The following is a 21400-nucleotide window of genomic DNA, read 5'->3' on the forward strand; positions in this document are numbered from 1 at the left end:
GGCCGTTTGAGGTTGATATGCAATACATCAAGATCCATTCGCTGGATAACGTTGCGGTAGCACTGGCGGATCTCGCTGAAGGCGCGGAAGTCGTTATCGACAACCAGACCGTTCGGCTGCGCCAGGCGGTGGTTCGCGGGCACAAGTTTGCCCTGCAGCCCATCGCTAAAGGTGAAAATGTTGTCAAGTATGGTCTGCCAATTGGTCATGCGACAGCAGATATCGCGTCGGGCGAGTACATCCATTCCCATAATGCCCGTACCAATCTGAGCGATGTGGACGAGTATAGCTATCAACCTGATTTTCAGGAGGAAGGCGCACAGGCAGCGGATCGTGACATTCAGATCTACCGCCGCGCGAATGGCGAAGTCGGGATCCGCAACGAGTTGTGGATCCTGCCGACGGTCGGCTGTGTGAACGGCATTGCCCGTCAGATCCAGAGCCGTTTCCTGAAAGAGACGCAAGACGCCGAAGGTATCGACGGCGTTTACCTGTTCAGCCACACCTACGGTTGTTCCCAACTGGGTGACGACCATATTAATACCCGCACCATGCTGCAAAACATGGTGCGTCACCCGAACGCAGGCGCGGTGCTGGTGATTGGTCTGGGCTGTGAAAACAACCAGGTCGACGCTTTCCGTCAGACGCTCGGTGAATTCGATCCGGAACGCGTCCACTTTATGGTCTGCCAACACCAGGATGACGAAGTGGAAGCCGGTCTTGAGCATTTGCATGAGCTTTATCAGGCGATGCGCAACGACAAGCGTGAACCGGGCAAACTGAGCGAGCTGAAATTCGGCCTCGAGTGCGGCGGCTCTGATGGTCTTTCTGGCATCACCGCCAACCCGATGCTGGGCCGTTTCTCGGACTACGTAATCGGCAACGGTGGCACCACCGTGCTGACCGAAGTACCGGAGATGTTCGGTGCGGAACGTATCCTGATGAGCCACTGCCGCGACGAAAGTACCTTTGAGAAGACCGTCACCATGGTCAACGACTTCAAACAATACTTTATCGCGCATAATCAGCCGATTTACGAAAACCCATCGCCGGGTAACAAAGCGGGCGGTATTACGACGCTGGAAGAGAAATCACTGGGCTGCACGCAAAAAGCGGGTGCCAGCCAGGTGGTGGACGTGCTGCGTTACGGTGAGCGCCTGAAAACTCACGGTCTGAACCTGCTGAGCGCACCGGGTAACGATGCGGTTGCCACCAGCGCGCTGGCCGGGGCGGGCTGCCATATGGTGCTGTTCAGTACCGGTCGCGGTACGCCTTACGGTGGTTTTGTGCCGACGGTGAAAATCGCCACCAACAGCGAACTGGCGGCGAAGAAGAAACACTGGATCGACTATGATGCCGGTCAGCTGATTCACGGCAAAGCGATGCCGCAACTGCTGATCGAGTTCGTGGATGTGATCGTCGATATCGCCAACGGCAAAAAGACCTGCAACGAGAAAAACGATTTCCGCGAACTGGCTATCTTCAAAAGCGGCGTAACGCTTTAATTTACCTTTATCTTTCGCGCCATGTCTGTGTTGGTTACGCTCATTCACCCCGGTCGTTTACTTGTGTAAGCTCCCGGGGATTCGTGAGTTTGCCGCCTTGCCCTGGCGCGAAATCTTTTGGTAAATCGACACCCCTCCACTTCAGACCCAACAAGGATTTTCCATGACCACGTATTGGCTTGCCCAGGGCGTTGGTGTGATTGCCTTTCTGATTGGTATTACAACCTTTATCAACCGTGATGAACGGCGCTTCAAAAAACAACTCTCGGTCTACAGCGCCATTATCGGCGTGCATTTCTTTCTGATGGGCGCATTTCCTGCAGGCTCCAGCGCCATGCTTAACGCCATTCGCACCCTGATTACTCTGCGTACCCGTAGCCTGTGGGTAATGGCGTTGTTTATTGTGCTTACCGGCGGGTTGGGGCTGGCGAAATTTCACCATCCGATGGAGCTGTTGCCGGTTGCCGGGACGATCGTCAGCACCTGGGCGCTGTTTCGTTTTAAAGGCTTGCCGATGCGCTGCGTGATTTGGTGCTCGACCTGCTGCTGGATGATCCACAATATCTGGCTCGGATCGATTGGCGGTTCGTTGATCGAAGGCAGCTTTCTGGTGATGAATGGCCTGAACATTATTCGCTTCTGGCGCATGCAAAAACGCGGCATCGACCCGTTTAAAGTCGAAACCGCGCAGCAAGAGAAACCGGCTGCCCAGTGAAGGCAGCCAAAAAGATCAGTTACGCAGAGCGTTATTCACCAGGCGCTCATCTTCCGCCTGGCACACCGCCGCGGTAAACAGCACATCGGTGGAGGAGTTGAGCGCGGTTTCGCAGGAATCCTGCAATACGCCGATAATAAAGCCGACCGCCACCACCTGCATCGCCACGTCGTTGGAAATACCAAACATGTTACAGGCTAGCGGGATCAGCAGCAGAGAACCACCCGCCACGCCGGACGCGCCACAGGCACAGAGCGACGCCACGACGCTCAGCAGCAGCGCCGTTGGCACATCAACCGTAATGCCCAGCGTATGCACTGCCGCCAGCGCCAGCACGGTAATGGTGATTGCCGCGCCCGCCATGTTAATAGTGGCACCCAGCGGGATAGAAACCGAATAGGTATCGCGATCGAGATTCAGCTTCTCGCACAGCGCCATGTTCACGGGAATATTCGCCGCTGAACTGCGGGTGAAAAAGGCGGTGACGCCGCTTTCACGCAGGCAGGTAAAGACCAGCGGGAAAGGGTTGCGGCGGATCTTCCAGTACACCAGCAGCGGGTTAACCACCAGCGCGACAAACGCCATACAGCCTACCAGCACCACCAGCAGTTGCGCGTAGCCTAACAGTGCGCCAAAACCGGATGTCGCAAGGGTAGAAGAGACGAGGCCAAAAATGCCGATCGGCGCGAAGCGGATAACGATCCGCACCATAAAGGTGACGGCGCTTGCCATATCCTGCACCAGATTTTTAGTGCTCTCATTACTGTGGCGCAGCGCAAAGCCCAGCCCAACAGCCCACACCAGAATGCCGATATAGTTAGCGTTCATGATCGCCGTCACCGGGTTGGCGATCATGCTGGTCAGTAAACCGCGCAGCACTTCCACAATGCCGGATGGTGGCGTGACATCATTCGCTCCTGGCACAAGCTGCAGCATGGAAGGGAAGAGAAAGCTGGCCAGCACGGCGGTCAGCGCGGCAGTGAACGTACCTAACAGGTACAACACCAGCACCGGGCGCAAACGCGTCTTTTGTCCTTGTTGATGACCAGCGATAGAGGCCATCACCAGCATCAGCACCAGTACCGGTGCTACCGCTTTTAACGCGCTAACGAAAAGCGTGCCCAAAATGCCGGTCGCAATAGCGGCGGGCGTCGAAATCCACGCCAGTAAAATACCCAGAATTAAACCAATAAGAATCTGTTTCACCAGGCTGCCATCAATCAAGCGTTGCAGTAAGCCGGTGGAGCGGTGCGTTGTCATGCCATGTTCCTTTCGTGTTGTGGAGTTGCATCCCGCATGCCTTTTTGGGTGACATTTGTCAGGATGTAACATTTGTTTGCAGAAAGCAGTATATGGACTCTGCAGCAACAAGAAAGGGGAGAAGAAGAACTTTTCCAGCCAGGCGCGGCTTTTTGATTTTTTGTGTTAACGTTTTGTGATAAAGGCGACAAGGCTGATGAAATGACCGCTCCGCGCACTGGCAGAGCGGTCATTTACGGCTTACGCCCTATTTTTCTTGTCGTGCTGGTGGTTAACCCACGCGTTGAGCAGCATGGTCAGCACGAGGATCCCGCCCACCACGCCAAGCGAGATGGCGATCGGAATATGGAAGAAGTCGACAATCAGCATTTTAATGCCGATAAACACCAGAATGACCGACAAGCCATATTTCAACATCGAGAAGCGTTCCGCCACGCCCGCCAGCAGGAAATACATCGCACGCAGGCCCAGAATCGCAAACAGGTTTGAAGTCAGCACGATAAACGGATCGGTGGTCACGGCGAAAATTGCCGGGATGCTGTCGACTGCGAAAATCACATCGCTCAGCTCAACCAGAATCAGCACCAGCAGCAACGGTGTGGCAAACAGCAGGCCATTTTTGCGCACGAAAAAATGCTCATTTTCGATGGTATCGGTCATGCGTAAATGGCTGCGCAACCAGCGCACCAGCGGTTTGTCACCGATCCCCGTTTCGTCCTCTTTCGCCAGCGCCATTTTCACGCCGGTAAACAGCAGGAACGCGCCAAAAACATATAGCAGCCACGAGAATTGGGTAATAAGCCAGCTGCCAGCGAAAATCATAATCGTGCGCAGCACAATCGCGCCGAGCACGCCGTAAACCAGCACCCGGCGCTGCAACGCAGCAGGCACGGAGAAGTAGCTAAACAGCATCAGCCAGACGAAGACGTTATCAACCGCCAGCGCTTTTTCAATCAGATAACCGGTGAGGAACGCCAGCGCCTGAGTGTCGGCAACGGCGCGTCCTTCGGTTTGCGTGAGATACCACCAAAAGGCGGCGTTGAACAGCAGGGAGAGACTGACCCAAACCACAGACCAGGCGGCCGCCTGCTTCATGGTCATCGTATGGACGCCGCGACGCCCCTGAAGCAGAAGGTCGATGGCCAGCATAATCACGACCACAATCGCGAAGCCGCCCCATAACATCGGTGTGCCGACAGTATTCATTGCGTGAATCCTTACCTGAAAACAAAAAACGGCTAACGTCGGAAGAGGTTAGCCGTTTGCTTTAGGTGCAATGGATCCTCGCCTTCCGGCAAGGTCTCACTTACGTCTGTGAAGACGCCCGGCGACCGGATGCATATACGCATCGTAATGACGATCCACCGGCAATGAAGTTACTCCCCTTTGCAGGTAACAAAATATGTCAGCACATTGATTCCGTCAATGTGAAGCCAGGTATGCTTTACGAACTTTTACGCCGGAAGCTGTTCGCCGATGTCATCCGCCGGGAAAACGACGCCAATCTGGCGGCGAATTTCCGTTTGCAGTTTGGCCGTAACCCGGCTGACATCCAGCCCCGGGTGGTTGACTTCGTTCTCTTCCACCAGGCGGGCAAAAGTTTCCGCTTCATACAGCATGGTATTGATGTGCTGCGGCTGTGTCAGTTCCTGCGCTTTGCCGCCGCGCGGCACAAACGAGATTTTCTGGCATTCGGAGATTTTCTCGATCACCAGCGATCCGGCCTCGCCCTGAATTTCGCTCGGCAGTACGGAATCGCTCACTTTTGAGTGTTGCAGCGTAACGCTGAAATCACCGTAATCCATGATCACCACGCCGTGCGCATCCACGCCGCTTTCCAGCAGGCTGGCGGTGGCCTGAACGCTATGCGGCTCGCCCCACAGTGCCACGGCGGATGCCAGGCAGTAGAAACCAATGTCCATAATCGAACCGTTAGAAAACGCCGGATTAAAGGTATTCGGGTTTTCTCCGTCCAGGTAGCGCTGGTAGCGCGACGAGTACTGGCAGTAGTTGATAAAGGCTTTACGAAGTTTGCCCGCTTTGGCAAGCGTTTGTTTCAGCAAGATAAAATTCGGCAGGCTGGCGGTTTTGAACGCTTCAAACAGCACCACCTGATTTTCCCGGGCGCAGGCGATAGCCGCTTCCACTTCACGCAGGTTGGAGGCCAGCGGTTTTTCGCAGATCACATGCTTTTTGTGACGCAGGAAAAGCTGCGTCTGCGGGAAGTGCAGGGAGTTCGGGCTGGCAATATAAACCGCGTCTATCGCATCGCTTTGCGCCATATCTTCAAGCGAGGTAAACAGATGCTCGACCGGGTAGTCGTTGGCGAACGTTTGCGCCTGTTCAAGGCTGCGGGAAAAAACGGCGGTGAGTTTATATTTGCCCGTTTCATGGGCGGCATCGACAAACTGGCGGGTGATCCAGTTCGTACCTATGACAGCGAAACGTATCATACAGGCGCTAATTCTCCGTAAGGGGGTCTTTGATCACTCTAGCACGACGAGATGACAAAACCAGTGCACTGCCCCGCACAAGCACAAAAGGTGATGGCGAAAACTTCACCCGTTACGATCCAGCGTCAGATGCGTCAGCCACAACCGCGTATCAAACTCGAGCTGATGGTACTGCGGCTCCATATAGCAGCACAGCTGATAGAACGCTTTGTTGTGATCTTTCTCTTTCAGATGTGCAAGTTCGTGAACCACGATCATCCGCAAGAAGGCTTCTGGCGCATCGCGAAACACCGTGGCGACGCGGATTTCTGCTTTGGCTTTTAACTTGCCGCCCTGCACACGCGAGACCGCCGTATGCAAACCGAGTGCGTTGTTTAACACATGGATTTTGCTGTCATACATCACCTTATTCACTGGCGCGGCGTTACGCAGATACTGGTTTTTCAGCTCTTGCGTATAGTGATAAAGCGCTTTGTCGGTGGTGATGTCGTGGCTTTCCGGGTAGCGCTTTTTCAGCACCTCGCCCAGCCGGTTCTGTTCAATCAGGGTGGTAACCTGCGTGAGCAGGGATTCAGGGTAGCCCTGAAGATAGGTCAGCTTGTTCATGGCGAAATGTGTTTACATCTCCGGATAATTAAGCGATAAAACGCGCGAATTTTAGCATTGCGGAGGGGCGATGAGCCAGGTTGAGTTAAACGGACAATCATTCACTTTAGACAGATTCCCTGTCGGCGTGGAAGAGGCGTCGCTACAGGCGTGGGACGCGGCGGACGAGTATCTGCTGCAACAGGTGAATGAGGTCGATGGCCCGGTTCTTATTTTTAACGACAGCTTCGGCGCGCTGGCATGTGCGCTGGTGTCGCATCGCCCGGTTTCCGTCAACGACTCCTATATAGCAGAGCTGGCGACACAGCATAACTTGCGCATTAACGATCTGGACGAAACCGCCGTCACGCTGCAAGACAGCCTGAGCCCGCTGCCCGCAAACCCGGCGTTAGTGCTTATCAAAGTGCCAAAACAACTGGCGCTGCTGGAGCAGCAACTGCGCGCGCTGCGCAACGTGGTGACGCCGCAAACGCGGATTATCGCCGGGGCGAAAGCGCGCGATGTCCACAACTCGACGTTAGCGCTGTTTGAAAAAATCCTCGGGCCGACCACTACGTCGCTGGCATGGAAAAAAGCGCGGCTCATCAACTGCACGTTTAGCGCACCTGCGCTTGAGGAGAGTTCGATGCTCGCCAGCTGGAAGCTGGACGGCACGAACTGGACTATCCATAACCATGCCAATGTCTTTTCCCGCAGCGGGCTGGATATTGGCGCGCGATTTTTCCTGCAACATCTGCCGGAAAACGTCGAAGGAGAGATGGTTGATCTGGGCTGCGGCAATGGCGTAATTGGTTTAAAACTGCTGGCGCAAAACCCGAATAGCCGTGTGCTGTTCGCCGATGAGTCGGCGATGGCGGTGGCTTCCGCGCGGCTGAACGTGGAAGCGAACCTGCCACAAGCCGTTGAACGCAGCGAGTATATGATCAACAACTCGCTGTCCGGCGTGGAGCCGGACAGGTTTGACGCGATAATGTGTAACCCGCCGTTCCACCAGCAGAGCGCGATTACCGATCATATTGCCTGGCAGATGTTTAACGATGCGCGTTTTTGCCTGAAATATGGCGGTGAGCTGCGCATTGTTGGCAACCGCCACCTCGACTATTTCCGCAAGCTGAAACGCGTATTTGGCAACTGCGAAACCCTTGCCACTAACAACAAGTTCGTGGTGCTGAAAGCAGTGAAAGTGCGTAAAAAACGTTAACGGAAATGTGGCCCGCTCGGCGGGCCACTTTGTTATCCATAGAAAACCCCCTGCCAGGCTGGGGGTTCCAGAAAGCTTTCAGCTTCAAACCAGTTATTTTAAATCGTCAGCGCCAGTTTTGTCCCTTGCGCAATCGCCCGTCTGGCATCCAGTTCCAGCGCCACATCGCAGCCACCGATTAAATGTACCGTTTTACCCGCCTCACGCAGCGGTTCCGCCAGCTCGCGTTTCGGCTCCTGGCCTGCGCAGATCACCACATGATCGACAGCTAAGAGTTGAGGTTCGCCGCCGATCAACAGGTGCAAACCGGCATCGTCGATCTTTTGATAACTTACCGACGGGATCATTTTTACCCCGCGCGACAATAACGTGGCGCGGTGGATCCAGCCGGTGGTTTTCCCCAGGCCTTCACCAGGTTTGCTGGCTTTACGCTGCAACATCACAATGCGGCGCGGGCTTTTCGGTAACTGCGGTCCTTCCGGGCGCAGACCGCCCACTTCATTCAGGCTGGTATCAATTCCCCATTCCACACAAAACTCGGCGATATTCTGGCTGGTTGGCTCGCCCGGCTGGCTTAAATACATCGCGGTATCAAAGCCGATCCCGCCGCAGCCAATAATAGCCACACTTTCGCCCACCGGCGCTTTATCGCGCAGTACATCGAGATAGTTCAGCACTTTTGGATGGTCGATCCCGTCGATCGGCGGCATTCGCGGTTCAATGCCGCTGGCCAGGATCACCTCGTCAAACTCCAGCAGCCGGGCCGGATCGACACGTTGATTCAGGCATAACGTTACACCGGTCAGATCGATCATCCGCCGGTAATAACGCAGCGTTTCGTAGAACTCCTCTTTACCGGGGATCTGTTTGGCGACATTAAACTGCCCGCCGATCTCCGCCTGGGCATCAAACAGCGTTACGCTGTGGCCGCGTGCGGCGGCATTAATGGCAAATGCCAGCCCGGCGGGACCTGCGCCGACCACCGCCAGGTTTTTCTTTTGCACAGCCGGAAGCACCGGCATCAGCGTTTCATGGCAGGCGCGAGGGTTAACAAGGCAGGAGGTGACCTTACCGGCGAAGATCTGATCCAGGCAGGCCTGGTTACAACCGATGCAGGTATTGATCTCATCCGCGCGGCCACTTTGTGCTTTCGACACAAACTCGGCATCGGCCAGAAACGGGCGCGCCATCGATACCATATCGGCATCACCACGCGCGAGGATCTCGTCGGCGACCTGCGGATCGTTAATGCGGTTGGTAGTGATAAGCGGCACCTTCACTTTGCCTTTCAGCTTGCGCGTCACCCAACTGAATGCGCCGCGCGGCACCGGCGTGGCTATGGTCGGGATACGCGCTTCGTGCCAGCCAATACCGGTATTAATCAGCGTCGCGCCTGCGGCTTCTACCGCCTGCGCCAGCGCGATGGTTTCCTCCAGCGTGCCGCCGTCTTCGACCAGATCCAGCATCGACAGGCGATAGATAATAATAAAGTCGCTGCCGACGCGCTTGCGCACGGCACGCACCACTTCCAGTGCAAAGCGCATGCGCCGGGCATAATCGCCGCCCCATTCATCTTCACGGTGATTGGTGCGTGCGGCGAGAAATTCGTTAATCAGATAGCCCTCAGAACCCATCACTTCAACGCCGTCATAACCGGCCTGCCGCGCCAGCGCAGCGCAGCGGGCGAAATCATCAATCAGCGTGAGAATTTCATCATGGCTCAATGCATGCGGCGTAAAGCGGTTGATCGGCGCCTGTAACGCCGATGGCGCGACCAGCTGCGGTTGATAGCTGTAGCGCCCGGTGTGCAGAATTTGCAGGGCGATCTTGCCGCCTTCCTGGTGCACCGCTTCGGTGATTTGCTGGTGATGGGGAAGCTGGCTGGCATCGTGCAGCACCGCACCGCCTTCCATAGTGACGCCGGAAAGCGCAGGCGCAACGCCGCCGGTGACAATCAGCCCGACACCGTGACGGGCGCGTTCGGCATAAAATGCTGCCAGCCGCTCTGCGCCGTCCGGGCGCTCCTCCAGCCCGGTGTGCATTGAACCCATCAGCACACGGTTTTTTAGCGTGGTAAAGCCCAGATCGAGTGGGGCGAACAGCGACGGGTAGTGGCTCATGCTCTCTTCCAATGTAAAATTATTGTTATGTGGTCGGATGAGTTCTACTTTAGCCGTCGCGGCAGAAAAGGGAAAAGGCGGAGCGAATGATTGTGATGGAATTCAAATATCCCTCTCCCGCATGGGAGAGGGAAAAGTGCTTCAGGCTCCGGTTGTCAGGCCGGGTGCCTGCCACAGGGATGTGGTTAAACCGCTGTCGACGAGGCCGAGCTGCTCGGCGTAGATTTTCTGCCACTTCAGCATCATGGTGTCGTACAGCTCGCGATGTTCCGGGTTTGGCGTAAATTCCCGGCTCCAGCGCACCAGCCGTTCGCCGGTGGTCGCCATATCGTCATACAACCCGGCACCCACACCTGCGGCGATAGCGCAGCCCAGCGCGGTGGCCTCTTTCACTTCCGGCACGCGTACCGGCAGGCCTGTCACATCGCTTAAAATCTGGCTCCACAGAGCGCCTTTCGCGCCACCACCGGCGAAGACCAGGCTGTCGAACTGTACGCCGGAAAAGCGTGAAATCTGCGCCAGATTGCAGGCGGAAACGATGGCCGCATTCTCTTCCAGCGCGCGGAACAGCGTGGCTTTGTTGCATTTTTCCGGGTCGATGGAGAGGTTAATAAACGACGGTGCGGCGTGATACCACTGCTTGAAGTGCATGGCATCGGAGAAAATCGGCATCACGCCCCATGAACCGGCTGGAACCCGACCCGCCATCTCTTCCAGTAAGGTGTAGGCATCAATGCCCATCCGCTCGGCAATCAATTTTTCTTCGGCGCAAAACGCGTCGCGGAACCAGCGCATGGTCAGGCCGGTGAAAAAGCTAATCGACTCCGCTTGTACCATGCCTGGAATGACATGCGGATTGACGCGGATATTCATTTCCGGATCGGTGCGTACTTGCGGCAGATTCACCACTTGTTGCCAGAACGTGCCGCCGAGCACGGCGGTTTGCCCGGCGCGAACCACACCAAGCCCAAGGCTACCGAGCTGCACATCCCCGCCGCCCATCACCACCGGCGTGCCTTCCCGCAGCCCACACTCTTGCGCTGCCTGGTGAGTCACTTCGCCCAACAGGCTGCCGGTCTCTTTCACCGGTGATAACAGATCCGGGCGTAACCCGGCCATATCCAGCAGGTCGGGTCGCCAGTCGCGGGTAAAGAGATCGAGCATACCGGTGGTGCCGGCATTGGAAGGATCCACCGCTAACCAGCCGGAGAGGCGCGAGGCCAGCCAGTCGCTGATCATGGTGATGGTGGCGGTATCGCGGTAAATGTCGGGGCGATGGTGCGCCAGCCACAGCAGACGCGGCATGGCACTGAGCGCCAGCGTCTGCCCGGAAACGCTGTAGACTTCGGCTTCAAACTGCCAGTCATGGATCTCTTTTAATTCGGCAACTTCATGGCTGGCGCGGGAATCAACGTTGGCGCACGCCCAGATGGCGTCGCCATTGTTGTTATACAGCACAATACCTTCGCGCATGGAGCAGCAGGCGACTGACTGAATATCCGCGCCGCTCAGACCGGCGTTTTTCAGCGCCTGGCGGATGCACTGGCAGGCAAGTTGCCAGTTGGTGTTGAGGTCGAACTCCATAGAGCCGGGGACGTTTTCCACGCTCAGGTGTTTCCACTCGGCCTGGCCGACGGCAATTTGCCGCCCGCTTAAGTCGAAGATCACTGCCCGAATGCTGCCAGTTCCTGCATCTAACGCTAAAAGGTAACTCATGGGTTTTGCCCCCTCGCAAGCATCATAGATAAAACTGTGATCCTCGTACGGTCGTAAATATAGTTCAGCGCCTACGCTTTTGAACATTATTCAGTCACAAAATCACTTGTTCTATCACAGCTTTTTGCGGGAGGCAGGATGGCGGATGTAGATGACATCAAAGATGGCAAAGACTTTGGGCTGGGCATCGCGCAGCAAAATGTGCCTTTCACCCTGAAGGGCTGCGGCGCGCTGGACTGGGGTATGCAATCGCGGCTGGCAAGGATCTTTAACCCACAGAGTAACCGCACGGTGATGCTGGCCTTCGATCACGGCTATTTCCAGGGGCCGACGACCGGGCTTGAGCGTATTGATTTATCTATTGCGCCGCTGTTCGCGCAAACCGATGTGCTGATGTGTACGCGCGGCATTTTGCGCAGTGTGGTGCCGCCCGCCACCAATAAACCGGTGGTGCTGCGCGCCTCTGGCGGCAATTCAATCCTTGCCGAACTCTCTAACGAATGCGTGGCAGTGGCGATGGAAGATGCGCTGCGGCTCAACGTCTGCGCGGTGGCGGCGCAAATCTACATCGGCAGTGAATATGAGCACCAGTCGATTAACAACATCATTAAGCTAGTGGATGCGGGTAACCGCTACGGTGTGCCGACGATGGCAGTGACCGGCGTGGGTAAAGAGATGACGCGCGACGCGCGTTACTTTTCGCTGGCCAGCCGTATCGCCGCCGAAATGGGTGCGCAATTTGTGAAAACCTACTTTGTTGAAGAGGGGTTCGAAAAGGTCACCGCAAGTTGCCCGGTGCCGATCGTGATTGCTGGCGGGAAAAAGTTACCCGAGCAGGAGGCGCTGGAGATGTGTTTCCGCGCCATTGATCAGGGCGCGTCAGGTGTGGATATGGGGCGCAACATTTTCCAGTCCAGCGCGCCGCTCGCCATGCTCAAGGCGGTAAAAAAAGTGGTACACGAGCACATGCACGCCCGTGAGGCGTACCAGTTCTGGCTGGAGGAAAAACAAGGAGAGCAACCATGAATGTGACACTGGTGGAAATCAATATCAAACCGGACAGGGTAGATGAGTTTTTACAGGTCTTTCGCACCAATCACGAAGGCGCTATCCGCGAGCCGGGGAATCTGCGTTTTGATGTATTACAGGATCCGAAAGTGAAAACCCGCTTTTTTATTTATGAAGCGTATCAGGATGACGCCGCCGTCCAGGCGCACAAAGAGACACCGCATTACCTGGCGTGCGTGGAGAAGCTGGAAGAACTGATGTCGGAGCCGCGCAAAAAACGCAGCTTCATTGGTTTACTGCCGCAGTAAACATCCGCTTTCATGGTGCATTGATTGCGCCTGAAAACGCGTACCGCAGCTGTAAAAGCCGTTTCTGCGTGAGATTGAAATCTCAAGGTAATAGGGCAGAAAACCTGAACGGCTGATGACCACTAATTTTCCATGAGCAATAAAAAACCCTCTCCCACCAGGAGAGGGTTTTATGCAGATATTTACGCCAGCTCTTCGGTAACCCGCAGTGCTGCCAGCGCGTTGGCTGCCGCTTTCAGTACTTCCTCACACTGCTCAATTGTCAGCGTCAGCGGCGGTTCGATACGAATGGTTTTCGCATTATTGAGCGTTCCGGCAACCAGCACACGCTGGCGGAACATCTCACTGGCAAAGTTGTAGCCCGTTTCGTTATCGACAAACTCAATCGCCATCAGCATCCCACGGCCGCGCGCATCCTGCACCAGATCCGGATATTGACGCACCAGCGCGCGGAAACCGTCCAGCAACATGTCGCCTTTCTGCTCCGCCTGAGCGGGCAGGTTCTCTTCCAGCAGCACATTGATGGTCGCCAGCGCTGCCGCACAGGCCAGCGGGTTACCGCCAAAGGTGGTGGTATGCAGAAATGGGTTATCAAACAGCACCGAGAACACCTCTTCGGTGGCGACAGTCGCGCCAATCGGCATCACGCCGCCGCCCAGCGCTTTCGCCAGGCACAAGATATCTGGCTGCACGTTTTCGTGTTCGCAGGCGAACATTTTGCCCGTACGACCCATGCCGGTTTGCACTTCGTCAAAAATTAGCAGTGCGCCAAACTCATCGCACAGCTTGCGTACCGCTGGCAGATAACCAGCCGGCGGTAAGATCACGCCACCTTCACCCTGGATCGGCTCCAGGATCACGGCGGCGACATCATCGCCGGTTTTCTGGCATTCGCTAAGCAGCGTACGCATTGCGTCGATGTCGCCAAATGGCACATGACGGAAGCCCGGCAGCAGGGGCATAAAGGGTTTGCGGAAGGTCGATTTTGCCGTTGCCGACAATGCGCCCAGCGATTTACCGTGGAACGCACCGCTGGTGGCGACAAAGGTGAATTTACCGCGCGGTGACTGGTAGGCTTTCGCCAGTTTTAGCGCTGCCTCGACGGATTCTGTTCCGCTGTTGCTAAAGAAGCTGTATTTCAGTTTGCCGGGCGTCAATGCCGCCAGCGTTTTGGCCAGCATTGCGCGTAATGGATCGAGCAGTTCCTGGCTATGCAGAGGTTGTTTCGCGAGTTGATTCTGTACGGCGGAAACCACAACTGGATTACGGTGCCCCACATTGAAAATTCCAAATCCACCCAGGCAATCTAAAAACTCCTGCCCCTGGGTGTCGACAAGCGTGTTCAAACTGCCAGCTTGCCACTCTACGGCTCCGTAATCCCCGCCGGCGGTAACAGATTTTCGATACTCTAGAAACCCCGGATTGACATGCTCTTTAAAGTAATCCACCACCTCTCGGTTTAATGCTTTCATCTCCTCATGGTCGAGCGTTCGCTTTTCAATGAGATTCAGTGCGTGAGCGCTGCACGCTAATGCCGATGCGCTGGAAGGTAACCTGTTCAAAATGGGCTCCGGGGGCTCGCGTATCACATGATACCGTTTTAAGTATTGCAGGGATTACGCCACTTCGGTGCGAGGAGCATAAATCGGGATAAATGCCAGGGAAAAATGAAAGTGTGCAAAATTTAATCATGCCGTTACGTTAATAATTTGTATCTTTTGTGATTAAAAATTGTTCGCTTCAGGAGAGGTGCTGAGCGCATTGCGCCCATTTGGTGCAATGAATGCGCGGTTATAGGGCGTTTGTGTTACGAAAGCTCAGTGATAACATAGCGAAATTATTAAAATCATAGAGTTAACGAACCCACGAAAAACAGGGTTTTATTGCAAATTGCGATCTAAATCAAATTTAACAACTAAAGATAAACCCATTATCGCCGAAATAACATTCGCAGTAATTTTTAACAGCAATATAACCTGCATAGGACGCAACCATGTCTTCTCCTCCTTATGTCAGCCAACAGCGCTTTATGCTGGAAGATGACACCACGCTGATGTCGACCACTGACCAGCAAAGTTACATCACCCACGCCAACGACGCGTTTATCCATGCCAGTGGTTATACCCAGAATGAGCTGCTTGGCCAGCCCCACAATCTCGTTCGCCACCCGGATATGCCCAAAGCGGCCTTTGCCGATATGTGGTTCACCCTGAAACAGGGCGAGCCGTGGAGCGGCATCGTCAAAAACCGGCGTAAAAATGGCGACCATTACTGGGTGCGAGCCAATGCTGTTCCTATGGTGCGCAATGGCAAAGTTACCGGCTACATGTCGATTCGCACCGAGGCGAAAGATGAAGAGATCGCCGCCGTTGAACCGCTGTACAAAGCGTTAAACGAAGGGCGCTGCAACAAACGCGTCTATAAAGGCCTGGTCATTAGCAGGCACTGGTGGGGAAAACTGGCAGGCATGCCGCTCCGCTGGCGTGCGCGTAGCGTCATGACGTTGTTGTGGGCTGTGCAATTTCTCGGGTTGTGGTTTACCGGCGCAGGCGGCCTGGCGCTGACAGTGAGCACTCTGGCGATACTGCTGGGCTGCCTGGCATTTGAGTGGCAAATTGTTCGCCCGGCGGAAAACGTGGCGCGTCAGGCGCTGAGTGTGGCCACCGGGGAGCGCAATAGCGTGCAACCATTGAACCGCAGCGATGAGCTGGGGCTGACATTGCGGGCGATCGGGCAACTGGGGCTGATGTGCCGTTGGTTGATCAATGACGTTTCAACCCAGGTTCACAGTGTGCGTAGCGGCAGTGAAACGCTGGCGAAAGGTAATGAAGATCTTAATGAACGCACGCGCCAGACGGTAGTGAATGTGCAGCAGACGGTTGCCACGATGAGCCAGATGGCGGCATCGGTACAAAACAACTCGCAAACGGCATCGGCGGCAGACGAGCTCTCCAGCTCCGCCAGTAGCGCTGCCACACACGGCGGTAAGGCGATGGAGACGGTGGTGAAAACCATGGATGAGATTGCCGACAGCACCGGGCGCATTGGCTCTATCACCAAGCTGATTAATGACATCGCTTTTCAGACCAATATCCTGGCGCTGAACGCCGCGGTAGAAGCGGCCAGAGCCGGTGAGCAGGGCAAAGGATTTGCGGTGGTGGCGGGTGAAGTTCGCCACCTGGCGAGCCGTAGCGCCAGCGCGGCGAACGATATTCGTAAGCTGACCGACGCCAGTGCCAGTAAAGTACAGTCTGGTTACGACCAGGTGCATGCCGCAGGCCGCACGATGGAAGACATTGTCAATCAGGTGCAAAACGTGACTGCGCTGATCGGACAGATTAGCCAGTCGACATCTGAGCAGGCGACGGGGCTTTCCGAACTGACGCGTGCGGTGGCGGAACTGGATGCCATCACGCAGAAAAACGCCGGTCTGGTCGAGGAGAGCGCTGCGGTTTCGGCAATGGTTAAACATCGCGCAGACCGCCTGCAGGATGCGGTTGCTGTATTGCACTAGTAGCTTACCTTTCTCTTAAAAACCACTGGCCCCGCGCTGGTGGTTTTTTTATTTGTAACCTCTTGATTTATGCCATTTCATGTAAGTGCAATATGTATATTTTGTTAATTTTATATTAAGCACAGTTCGCATTGTGAAGTATAAATATTTTACCCTGATGCTTATTTAATGCCGCGTTAAATTCAGTGTAGCGATATTAATATTGTTTGCGCAAATCTATTTTTTCGCACATATAACGATCGATAAATAACGATTAATCGTTGATGGCTATCAGAAAGTTCATTAAGTAATTAAAAAAACGATCAAACTCATAAAGTTAGCGCTAACGTTACCGATAACGGCTAGTGGCTGCATTCTTTTAATTTGCGCCAGGGACTTAAGCGCGCCATTAGGGTGAGGGCGCGGAACTTTCGTCAATAAAATAATCAAACCCATGGAGAATATATGTTTTTACACGATGTAAAAATCGGCACGAAATTATTTCTGGCGTTCGGCTTTTTTATTGCGTTAATGGTAGTGAGTTCCTGTCTGTCACTTTTCAGCCTGAACCGCGCGAATAACGGAATGCAAGAGATCGTGCATGAAGATTACCCAACCACGGTAAAAGCGAATCAGCTTATTGATAATTTCCAGACCTTTGTCAGCACACAGCAACTGATGCTGTTGGATAGCGACGGCAAATGGACCGGTGAGTCACAAAAGCAGCTTGCTGAGATAAGCTCCCACATTACGGCTCTGCTGGAAGATTTATCTAAAAACCTGCGTGATGATAAATCACAGAAAATCCTCGCAGACATCCGCACCGTGCGCCAGCAGTATCTCGACTCTCGTTTCCGCATCCTCGATGCCGTTAAAAATAACGACCGCGCGGGTGCGATTCAGGAGATGATGACCAAAACCATTAACATCCAGAATGCTTACAAAGAGCGCGTATTGGCGCTGATCGCCATTCAGGATGGGCAAATGCGCGCGGCGGGCGATCAGGTGCAGAACGATTTCAGTTCTAACCGCCTGATGCTGATTCTGCTGGCGATTGTTAGCATCGGCATGGGCAGCCTGATTGGCTGGTATATCGTGCGGATGATCACTCGCCCGCTGAGTGAAGCGGTTGCCTTTGCCGAAGCGATTGCCGACGGCGATTTAACGCGTACCATCGATTCCCGTCACCGCGATGAAACCGGCGTGCTGCTGCGTGCGCTGATGGAGATGAAAAACCGTCTTGTCGAGATTGTCCATCAGGTGCAAAACGGCTCTGAGAGTATTTCCAGCGCGGCGGCGCAGATTGTGGCCGGTAACCAGGATCTGGCGGCGCGTACCGAAGAGCAGGCCAGCTCCGTCGAGCAGACGGCGGCGTCTATGGAGCAGATCACCGCAACGGTGAAAAACACCGCCGATCACACCTCCGAAGCCACACACCTTTCTGCCGATGCAGCGACAGTCGTGAAGAACAACGGCGAGATGATGAAGCAGGTTACCGAGAAGATGCGCGTGATTAACGACACATCTAACCGCATGTCGGACATCATCAACCTGATTGACGCCATTGCCTTCCAGACTAACATTCTGGCGCTGAACGCGGCGGTCGAAGCGGCGCGCGCCGGTGAACACGGCCGTGGTTTTGCCGTCGTGGCCGGTGAAGTGCGACAACTGGCGCAAAAGAGCGCTTCCTCTGCCAACGATATTCGCCATCTGATTGAAAGCTCTACCAGCCAGACCCGTGAAGGTATGGCGCTGGTGGAAAAAGCCAGTGCGCTGATTAACGGCATGGTCACTAACGTTGAAGAGATGGATGTTATCCTGCGTGAAATTGGCCAGGCGAGCCGCGAGCAGACCGATGGTATTTCACAGATTAACAGCGCGATTGGCCTGATTGACTCCACCACCCAGCAGAACTCCAGCCTGGTGGAAGAATCTGTGGCGGCAGCAGCGGCGCTGAACGACCAGGCGCTGCATCTGCGCGAGCTGGTGCAGGTGTTCCGCCTGCGCGATGTACCCCAGGCAATTTAATCGAGTTGTGAAATCTCCAGCGCTGCGCGGTCGATAATGCCGATTATCTGTTTGAGCTGCGTGGCGCTGGCTTCCCCCTGATTCACCCGTAAATCCAGCACGGCTTTAAAGTTCTCCAGCGCCCGCTTCATCTGCGGGTTTTTACGCAGTTGATAGCCAACATTGCGTGCTTTAATCCGATCTTCAATCTGTGCCAGCGATGGCGCATTTGCCTCCAGCCACTGCGTGCCCTGCTGCGTGATGGCGATCATTCTGCGCCCGTTTTCTTCATCGCCAACCGTAATTAACTGCTGCGCTTGCAGGAAATCCAGCGTCGGGTAAATCACACCAGGGCTGGGTGTGTAGTTGCCCTGCGTCAATGCTTCAATGGCTTTGATCAGTTCATAACCGTGGCTGGCGTTTTGGCTGAGCAGATGCAGGATCACCAGACGTAATTCGCCGTGACCGAAAAAACGTTGACGTCGACCGCCGCCGTGCCCGTGTTGGTGCTCGCTGTCGGCATTGCCGTGATGATGATGCCGCATATCTGCTTTCTCATGTAATTTGATATATCTAATTTATATCTAAAATAATTAATTTTAACAATGGTGATACTGTTTTTTGTTTTAATAAGCTGATTTTAAATGGCTTTTATTGCACATTTAGCAACCGGTGCGTTTTCACACTGCTATATCTTAAAAAGATCTTGCCTTCTGCCTAATCAACAATCATTATCATTTGCACAACATTTAGATATATCGTATTCACGTTCTCGAAGGCCGATTATGACAACCAACCCTCAACGCTATCCCCAGCGCGTGCGCAATGAGCTGCGCTTTCGCGAGTTAACTGTTTTGCGCGTCGAACGCGCAGGTTCGGGCTTCCAGCGCATTGTGCTCGGCGGCGAGCAACTGGATGGCTTCATCTCCCGTGGCTTTGACGATCACAGCAAAGTGTTCTTCCCGCAGCCGGGCACGCACTTTGTGCCGCCGATGGTGACTGATGAAGGTATCGTCTGGGGTGATGGCCCGCGCCCGGCTTCCCGCGACTATACGCCGCTGTACGATGCCAGCCGCCACGAGCTGGCGCTGGATTTCTACATTCACGACGGCGGCGTGGCGAGCAACTGGGCGATGCAGGCGCAGGTGGGCGATAAATTGACTATCGGCGGGCCGCGCGGTTCGCTGGTGGTGCCGGAAGATTACGCCTGGCAGCTGTACGTTTGTGACGAATCCGGTATGCCAGCGCTGCGCCGCCGCCTGGAAGCGCTCAGCCTGCTGACGGTACGCCCGCAGGTCACAGCGGTGGTAAACATTGCAGATGCTGCTTATCAAGATTATTTCGCGGATGTAAACGGCTTTGATATTCAGTGGGTGCAGGGGCATAACTCGCAGGCCGTTGCCAACAAACTGGCGGCGATAAGCGTGCCGGAAAACGACTATTTTATCTGGCTGACCGGGGAAGGAGAGGTAGTGAAATCGTTGATGAACCGCTTTGAAACGGCTGACATCGATCAACAACTGGTACGCGCGCAAGCCTACTGGCACAAGAAATAAACGCAAAGCCCGGTGCGATTACCGGGCTCGTTGCGCTCAGGCCACTTCGTCGTACTCGGCTTCGCTGACCTGCTGCTCCAGCGTCTGGCGGATCTCCGCCAGCGCTTTCTCCTGCTGGCGGAAGTAGGTTTCCCTGTCGCCAAGCGTGGAGACCAACTGCCAGGACTCCTCTTTTTCCAGCGTCGCCAGCTCTTCAATCAGGCTCGCAATATGCTGTTTGACCTCAAGAATGCGCTGGCGCAGGCGCTGCAGATCGTTGAGGCGATCGCTTGCCATTAATGGCTCCAGCCCTTTTTGCAGGCGGGTTAAAATTGAGCGAATGGCGCTAAGATCACCGCGCTGGCGCGCCTGGTTAAGCTGCACCATCATGCTGTGAGCGTCGTTTTTCAGTTCGTTATCCACCAGGTCCGGATGACAGAGCTTGCTGGCCTGGCGCCACAGACGTTTCAGCTCATGACGCTCGTCTTCGCTCATCTTCTGCTCGAAACTAAAGCGTTTTTCCGCGTCGTGTTGCTGCTCCTGGTAGCTTTCATACTCCTGACGCGCTTCGTCACGCGCCTGGCGTGTAGGCTCTTCTTCCCGCGTAAGGCCGCGCTCCAGCTCCTGCGCTTCGGCGAGCAGCGAGGCAATCAGCTCGCTTTGTTGTTGCAGATGCTTGCGTGCTTCCGCCGCCTGCAATGAGTGCGGTGGCATGCTTTGCCAGCGTTGCGTCAAGGTCACTAAGACTTCCACCGCTTGCGACAGATATTTCTGACAGCGCAGATAATCCGCCTCACGACGGCGCGCTTCCGCCTCCTGGCGGCGCACTGCGGCTTCGGCCAGCGTTTTACGCAGTCGCAAGATCTGCGACATCAGCGGCCCAAGGCGGGTTAAGTAGAGATCGTTGAATTCATCCAGCAACTGGATACGCGCATTGCGTTTATCAATGAGTTCGCGCATTTGCTCTTCCAGCGCTTTCAGCTCCAGCTTGCTGGCGGCCACTTGCGGATCCTGCCAGTTGACCACTGAGCGCTGGTTTTGCAGCCAGACGGTGATGGCGCGCATCGCTTCGCTGTAATTTTTCTCTTCAAGCGCGTGAACGATAAACGCTAACTCTGGGTCCGTAACTTCATTTTTAAGTAAAGGAAGCTGGCTGAGGATGATACCGTCATCCTCCAGTTCAATGGCGTATTTGATGATTTCAAGCCGTTTTATAGGTTTGTTCATGGCGTTTCGTCAAAGCGCTTTGAGTGTGTTAAAGGGAGTTGTTAATTCATCAAATCTGGACCATGGTTGCAAATCTCGCAATAGCCCGGAGCCATATTACATGGGACATATTTCAATGCGTTAGTCTTTCTGTGAAAATTGCGTTTATGGCGTCTTTTTGCCGCGAAACGAGCGAAAAGTTGCTTTATGGCGGGGTGTTTGCCCCGCCTGCAACGGTTTATCTATTTGCAGCATAGCGACGCGATT

At 54.8% G+C, this 21400-nt stretch carries 17 protein-coding genes; 8 read left to right on the forward strand and 9 right to left on the reverse strand.

All coding sequences use genetic code 11. The features are described 5' to 3' along the window. The first annotated feature begins 17 nt into the window (after positions 1-17). Entirely contained in the window at positions 18-1505 is a 1488-nt protein-coding gene (locus tag ACFX4U_RS09795; protein WP_313510543.1) for an altronate dehydratase family protein, read from the forward strand. A 163-nt stretch (positions 1506-1668) separates the two neighbouring features. Further along, positions 1669-2220: a YgjV family protein gene (locus ACFX4U_RS09800; RefSeq protein ID WP_313510544.1), complete on the forward strand. Its 552-nt coding sequence runs from the start codon at positions 1669-1671 to the stop codon at positions 2218-2220. Positions 2221-2235: 15 nt separating this feature from the next. Here the strand turns inward: ACFX4U_RS09800 and sstT are convergent, their stop codons facing one another. From sstT to ACFX4U_RS09820, 4 genes are all read right to left on the reverse strand, one after another. Next, on the reverse strand, positions 2236-3480 hold the full coding sequence (sstT, locus tag ACFX4U_RS09805; RefSeq protein WP_305734926.1) for a serine/threonine transporter SstT: 1245 nt from the start codon (positions 3478-3480) through the stop codon (positions 2236-2238). Positions 3481-3720: 240 nt separating this feature from the next. Then, positions 3721-4686, reverse strand: a complete 966-nt coding sequence (locus ACFX4U_RS09810) for a TerC family protein (RefSeq protein WP_305734927.1) — start codon at positions 4684-4686, stop codon at positions 3721-3723. A 248-nt stretch (positions 4687-4934) separates the two neighbouring features. Then, positions 4935-5933, reverse strand: coding sequence for a Gfo/Idh/MocA family oxidoreductase (locus tag ACFX4U_RS09815; RefSeq protein ID WP_313510547.1), 999 nt, complete (start codon positions 5931-5933; stop codon positions 4935-4937). A 105-nt stretch (positions 5934-6038) separates the two neighbouring features. Next, positions 6039-6539 (reverse strand): M48 family metallopeptidase, encoded by a 501-nt coding sequence (locus tag ACFX4U_RS09820; protein WP_313510549.1) that lies wholly within the window; start codon positions 6537-6539, stop codon positions 6039-6041. A 70-nt stretch (positions 6540-6609) separates the two neighbouring features. On the opposite strand from ACFX4U_RS09820, the gene rlmG reads away from it, so the two are divergent. Beyond that, positions 6610-7740 (forward strand): 23S rRNA (guanine(1835)-N(2))-methyltransferase RlmG, encoded by a 1131-nt coding sequence (gene rlmG, locus ACFX4U_RS09825; RefSeq protein ID WP_349350404.1) that lies wholly within the window; start codon positions 6610-6612, stop codon positions 7738-7740. A gap of 98 nt (positions 7741-7838) precedes the next feature. On the opposite strand, the gene ACFX4U_RS09830 is transcribed toward rlmG, so the two are convergent. Together ACFX4U_RS09830 and lsrK are read right to left on the reverse strand one after the other, a co-directional pair. Further along, on the reverse strand, positions 7839-9860 hold the full coding sequence (locus ACFX4U_RS09830) for an NADPH-dependent 2,4-dienoyl-CoA reductase (protein ID WP_313510384.1): 2022 nt from the start codon (positions 9858-9860) through the stop codon (positions 7839-7841). 141 nt (positions 9861-10001) lie between these two features. Continuing rightward, entirely contained in the window at positions 10002-11576 is a 1575-nt protein-coding gene (gene lsrK, locus ACFX4U_RS09835; RefSeq protein WP_200552307.1) for an autoinducer-2 kinase, read from the reverse strand. 138 nt (positions 11577-11714) lie between these two features. Between lsrK and lsrF the strand changes: the two genes are divergently transcribed. Together lsrF and lsrG are read left to right on the forward strand one after the other, a co-directional pair. After that, a complete protein-coding gene (gene lsrF, locus ACFX4U_RS09840) occupies positions 11715-12602 on the forward strand; it encodes a 3-hydroxy-5-phosphonooxypentane-2,4-dione thiolase (protein ID WP_313510387.1) in 888 nt (295 codons plus the stop codon). After that, positions 12599-12892 carry a (4S)-4-hydroxy-5-phosphonooxypentane-2,3-dione isomerase gene (lsrG, locus tag ACFX4U_RS09845; protein ID WP_305734933.1) on the forward strand — a complete coding sequence of 98 codons (294 nt, stop codon included), beginning with the start codon at positions 12599-12601 and terminating at the stop codon, positions 12890-12892. Before lsrF ends, lsrG begins: the two co-directional genes overlap by 4 nt. 182 nt (positions 12893-13074) lie before the next feature. On the opposite strand, the gene ygjG is transcribed toward lsrG, so the two are convergent. Next, entirely contained in the window at positions 13075-14454 is a 1380-nt protein-coding gene (gene ygjG, locus ACFX4U_RS09850) for a putrescine aminotransferase (RefSeq protein ID WP_200552306.1), read from the reverse strand. A 431-nt stretch (positions 14455-14885) separates the two neighbouring features. Here ygjG and ACFX4U_RS09855 point away from each other — a divergent pair, with 431 nt between their 5' ends. Beyond that, positions 14886-16406, forward strand: coding sequence for a methyl-accepting chemotaxis protein (locus ACFX4U_RS09855; protein ID WP_313510390.1), 1521 nt, complete (start codon positions 14886-14888; stop codon positions 16404-16406). Between the two features lie 444 nt (positions 16407-16850). Further along, a complete protein-coding gene (locus tag ACFX4U_RS09860; protein WP_313510392.1) occupies positions 16851-18413 on the forward strand; it encodes a methyl-accepting chemotaxis protein in 1563 nt (520 codons plus the stop codon). Here ACFX4U_RS09860 and ACFX4U_RS09865 read toward each other — a convergent pair. After that, on the reverse strand, positions 18410-18937 hold the full coding sequence (locus ACFX4U_RS09865; RefSeq protein WP_313510393.1) for a PadR family transcriptional regulator: 528 nt from the start codon (positions 18935-18937) through the stop codon (positions 18410-18412). The genes ACFX4U_RS09860 and ACFX4U_RS09865 overlap by 4 nt on opposite strands. Positions 18938-19177: 240 nt before the next feature. On the opposite strand from ACFX4U_RS09865, the gene ACFX4U_RS09870 reads away from it, so the two are divergent. Then, the gene (locus ACFX4U_RS09870; RefSeq protein ID WP_313510395.1) at positions 19178-19948 is read left to right on the forward strand and encodes a siderophore-interacting protein; all 771 of its coding nucleotides are present in this window, start codon (positions 19178-19180) and stop codon (positions 19946-19948) included. 36 nt (positions 19949-19984) lie between these two features. Here the strand turns inward: ACFX4U_RS09870 and ACFX4U_RS09875 are convergent, their stop codons facing one another. Then, positions 19985-21154 (reverse strand): DNA repair protein, encoded by a 1170-nt coding sequence (locus ACFX4U_RS09875; protein WP_305734939.1) that lies wholly within the window; start codon positions 21152-21154, stop codon positions 19985-19987. Positions 21155-21400: the final 246 nt, after the last annotated feature.

The organism is Kosakonia sp. YIM B13588 (assembly GCF_042788165.1).
Classification (GTDB): Bacteria; Pseudomonadota; Gammaproteobacteria; order Enterobacterales; family Enterobacteriaceae; genus Kosakonia; species Kosakonia sacchari.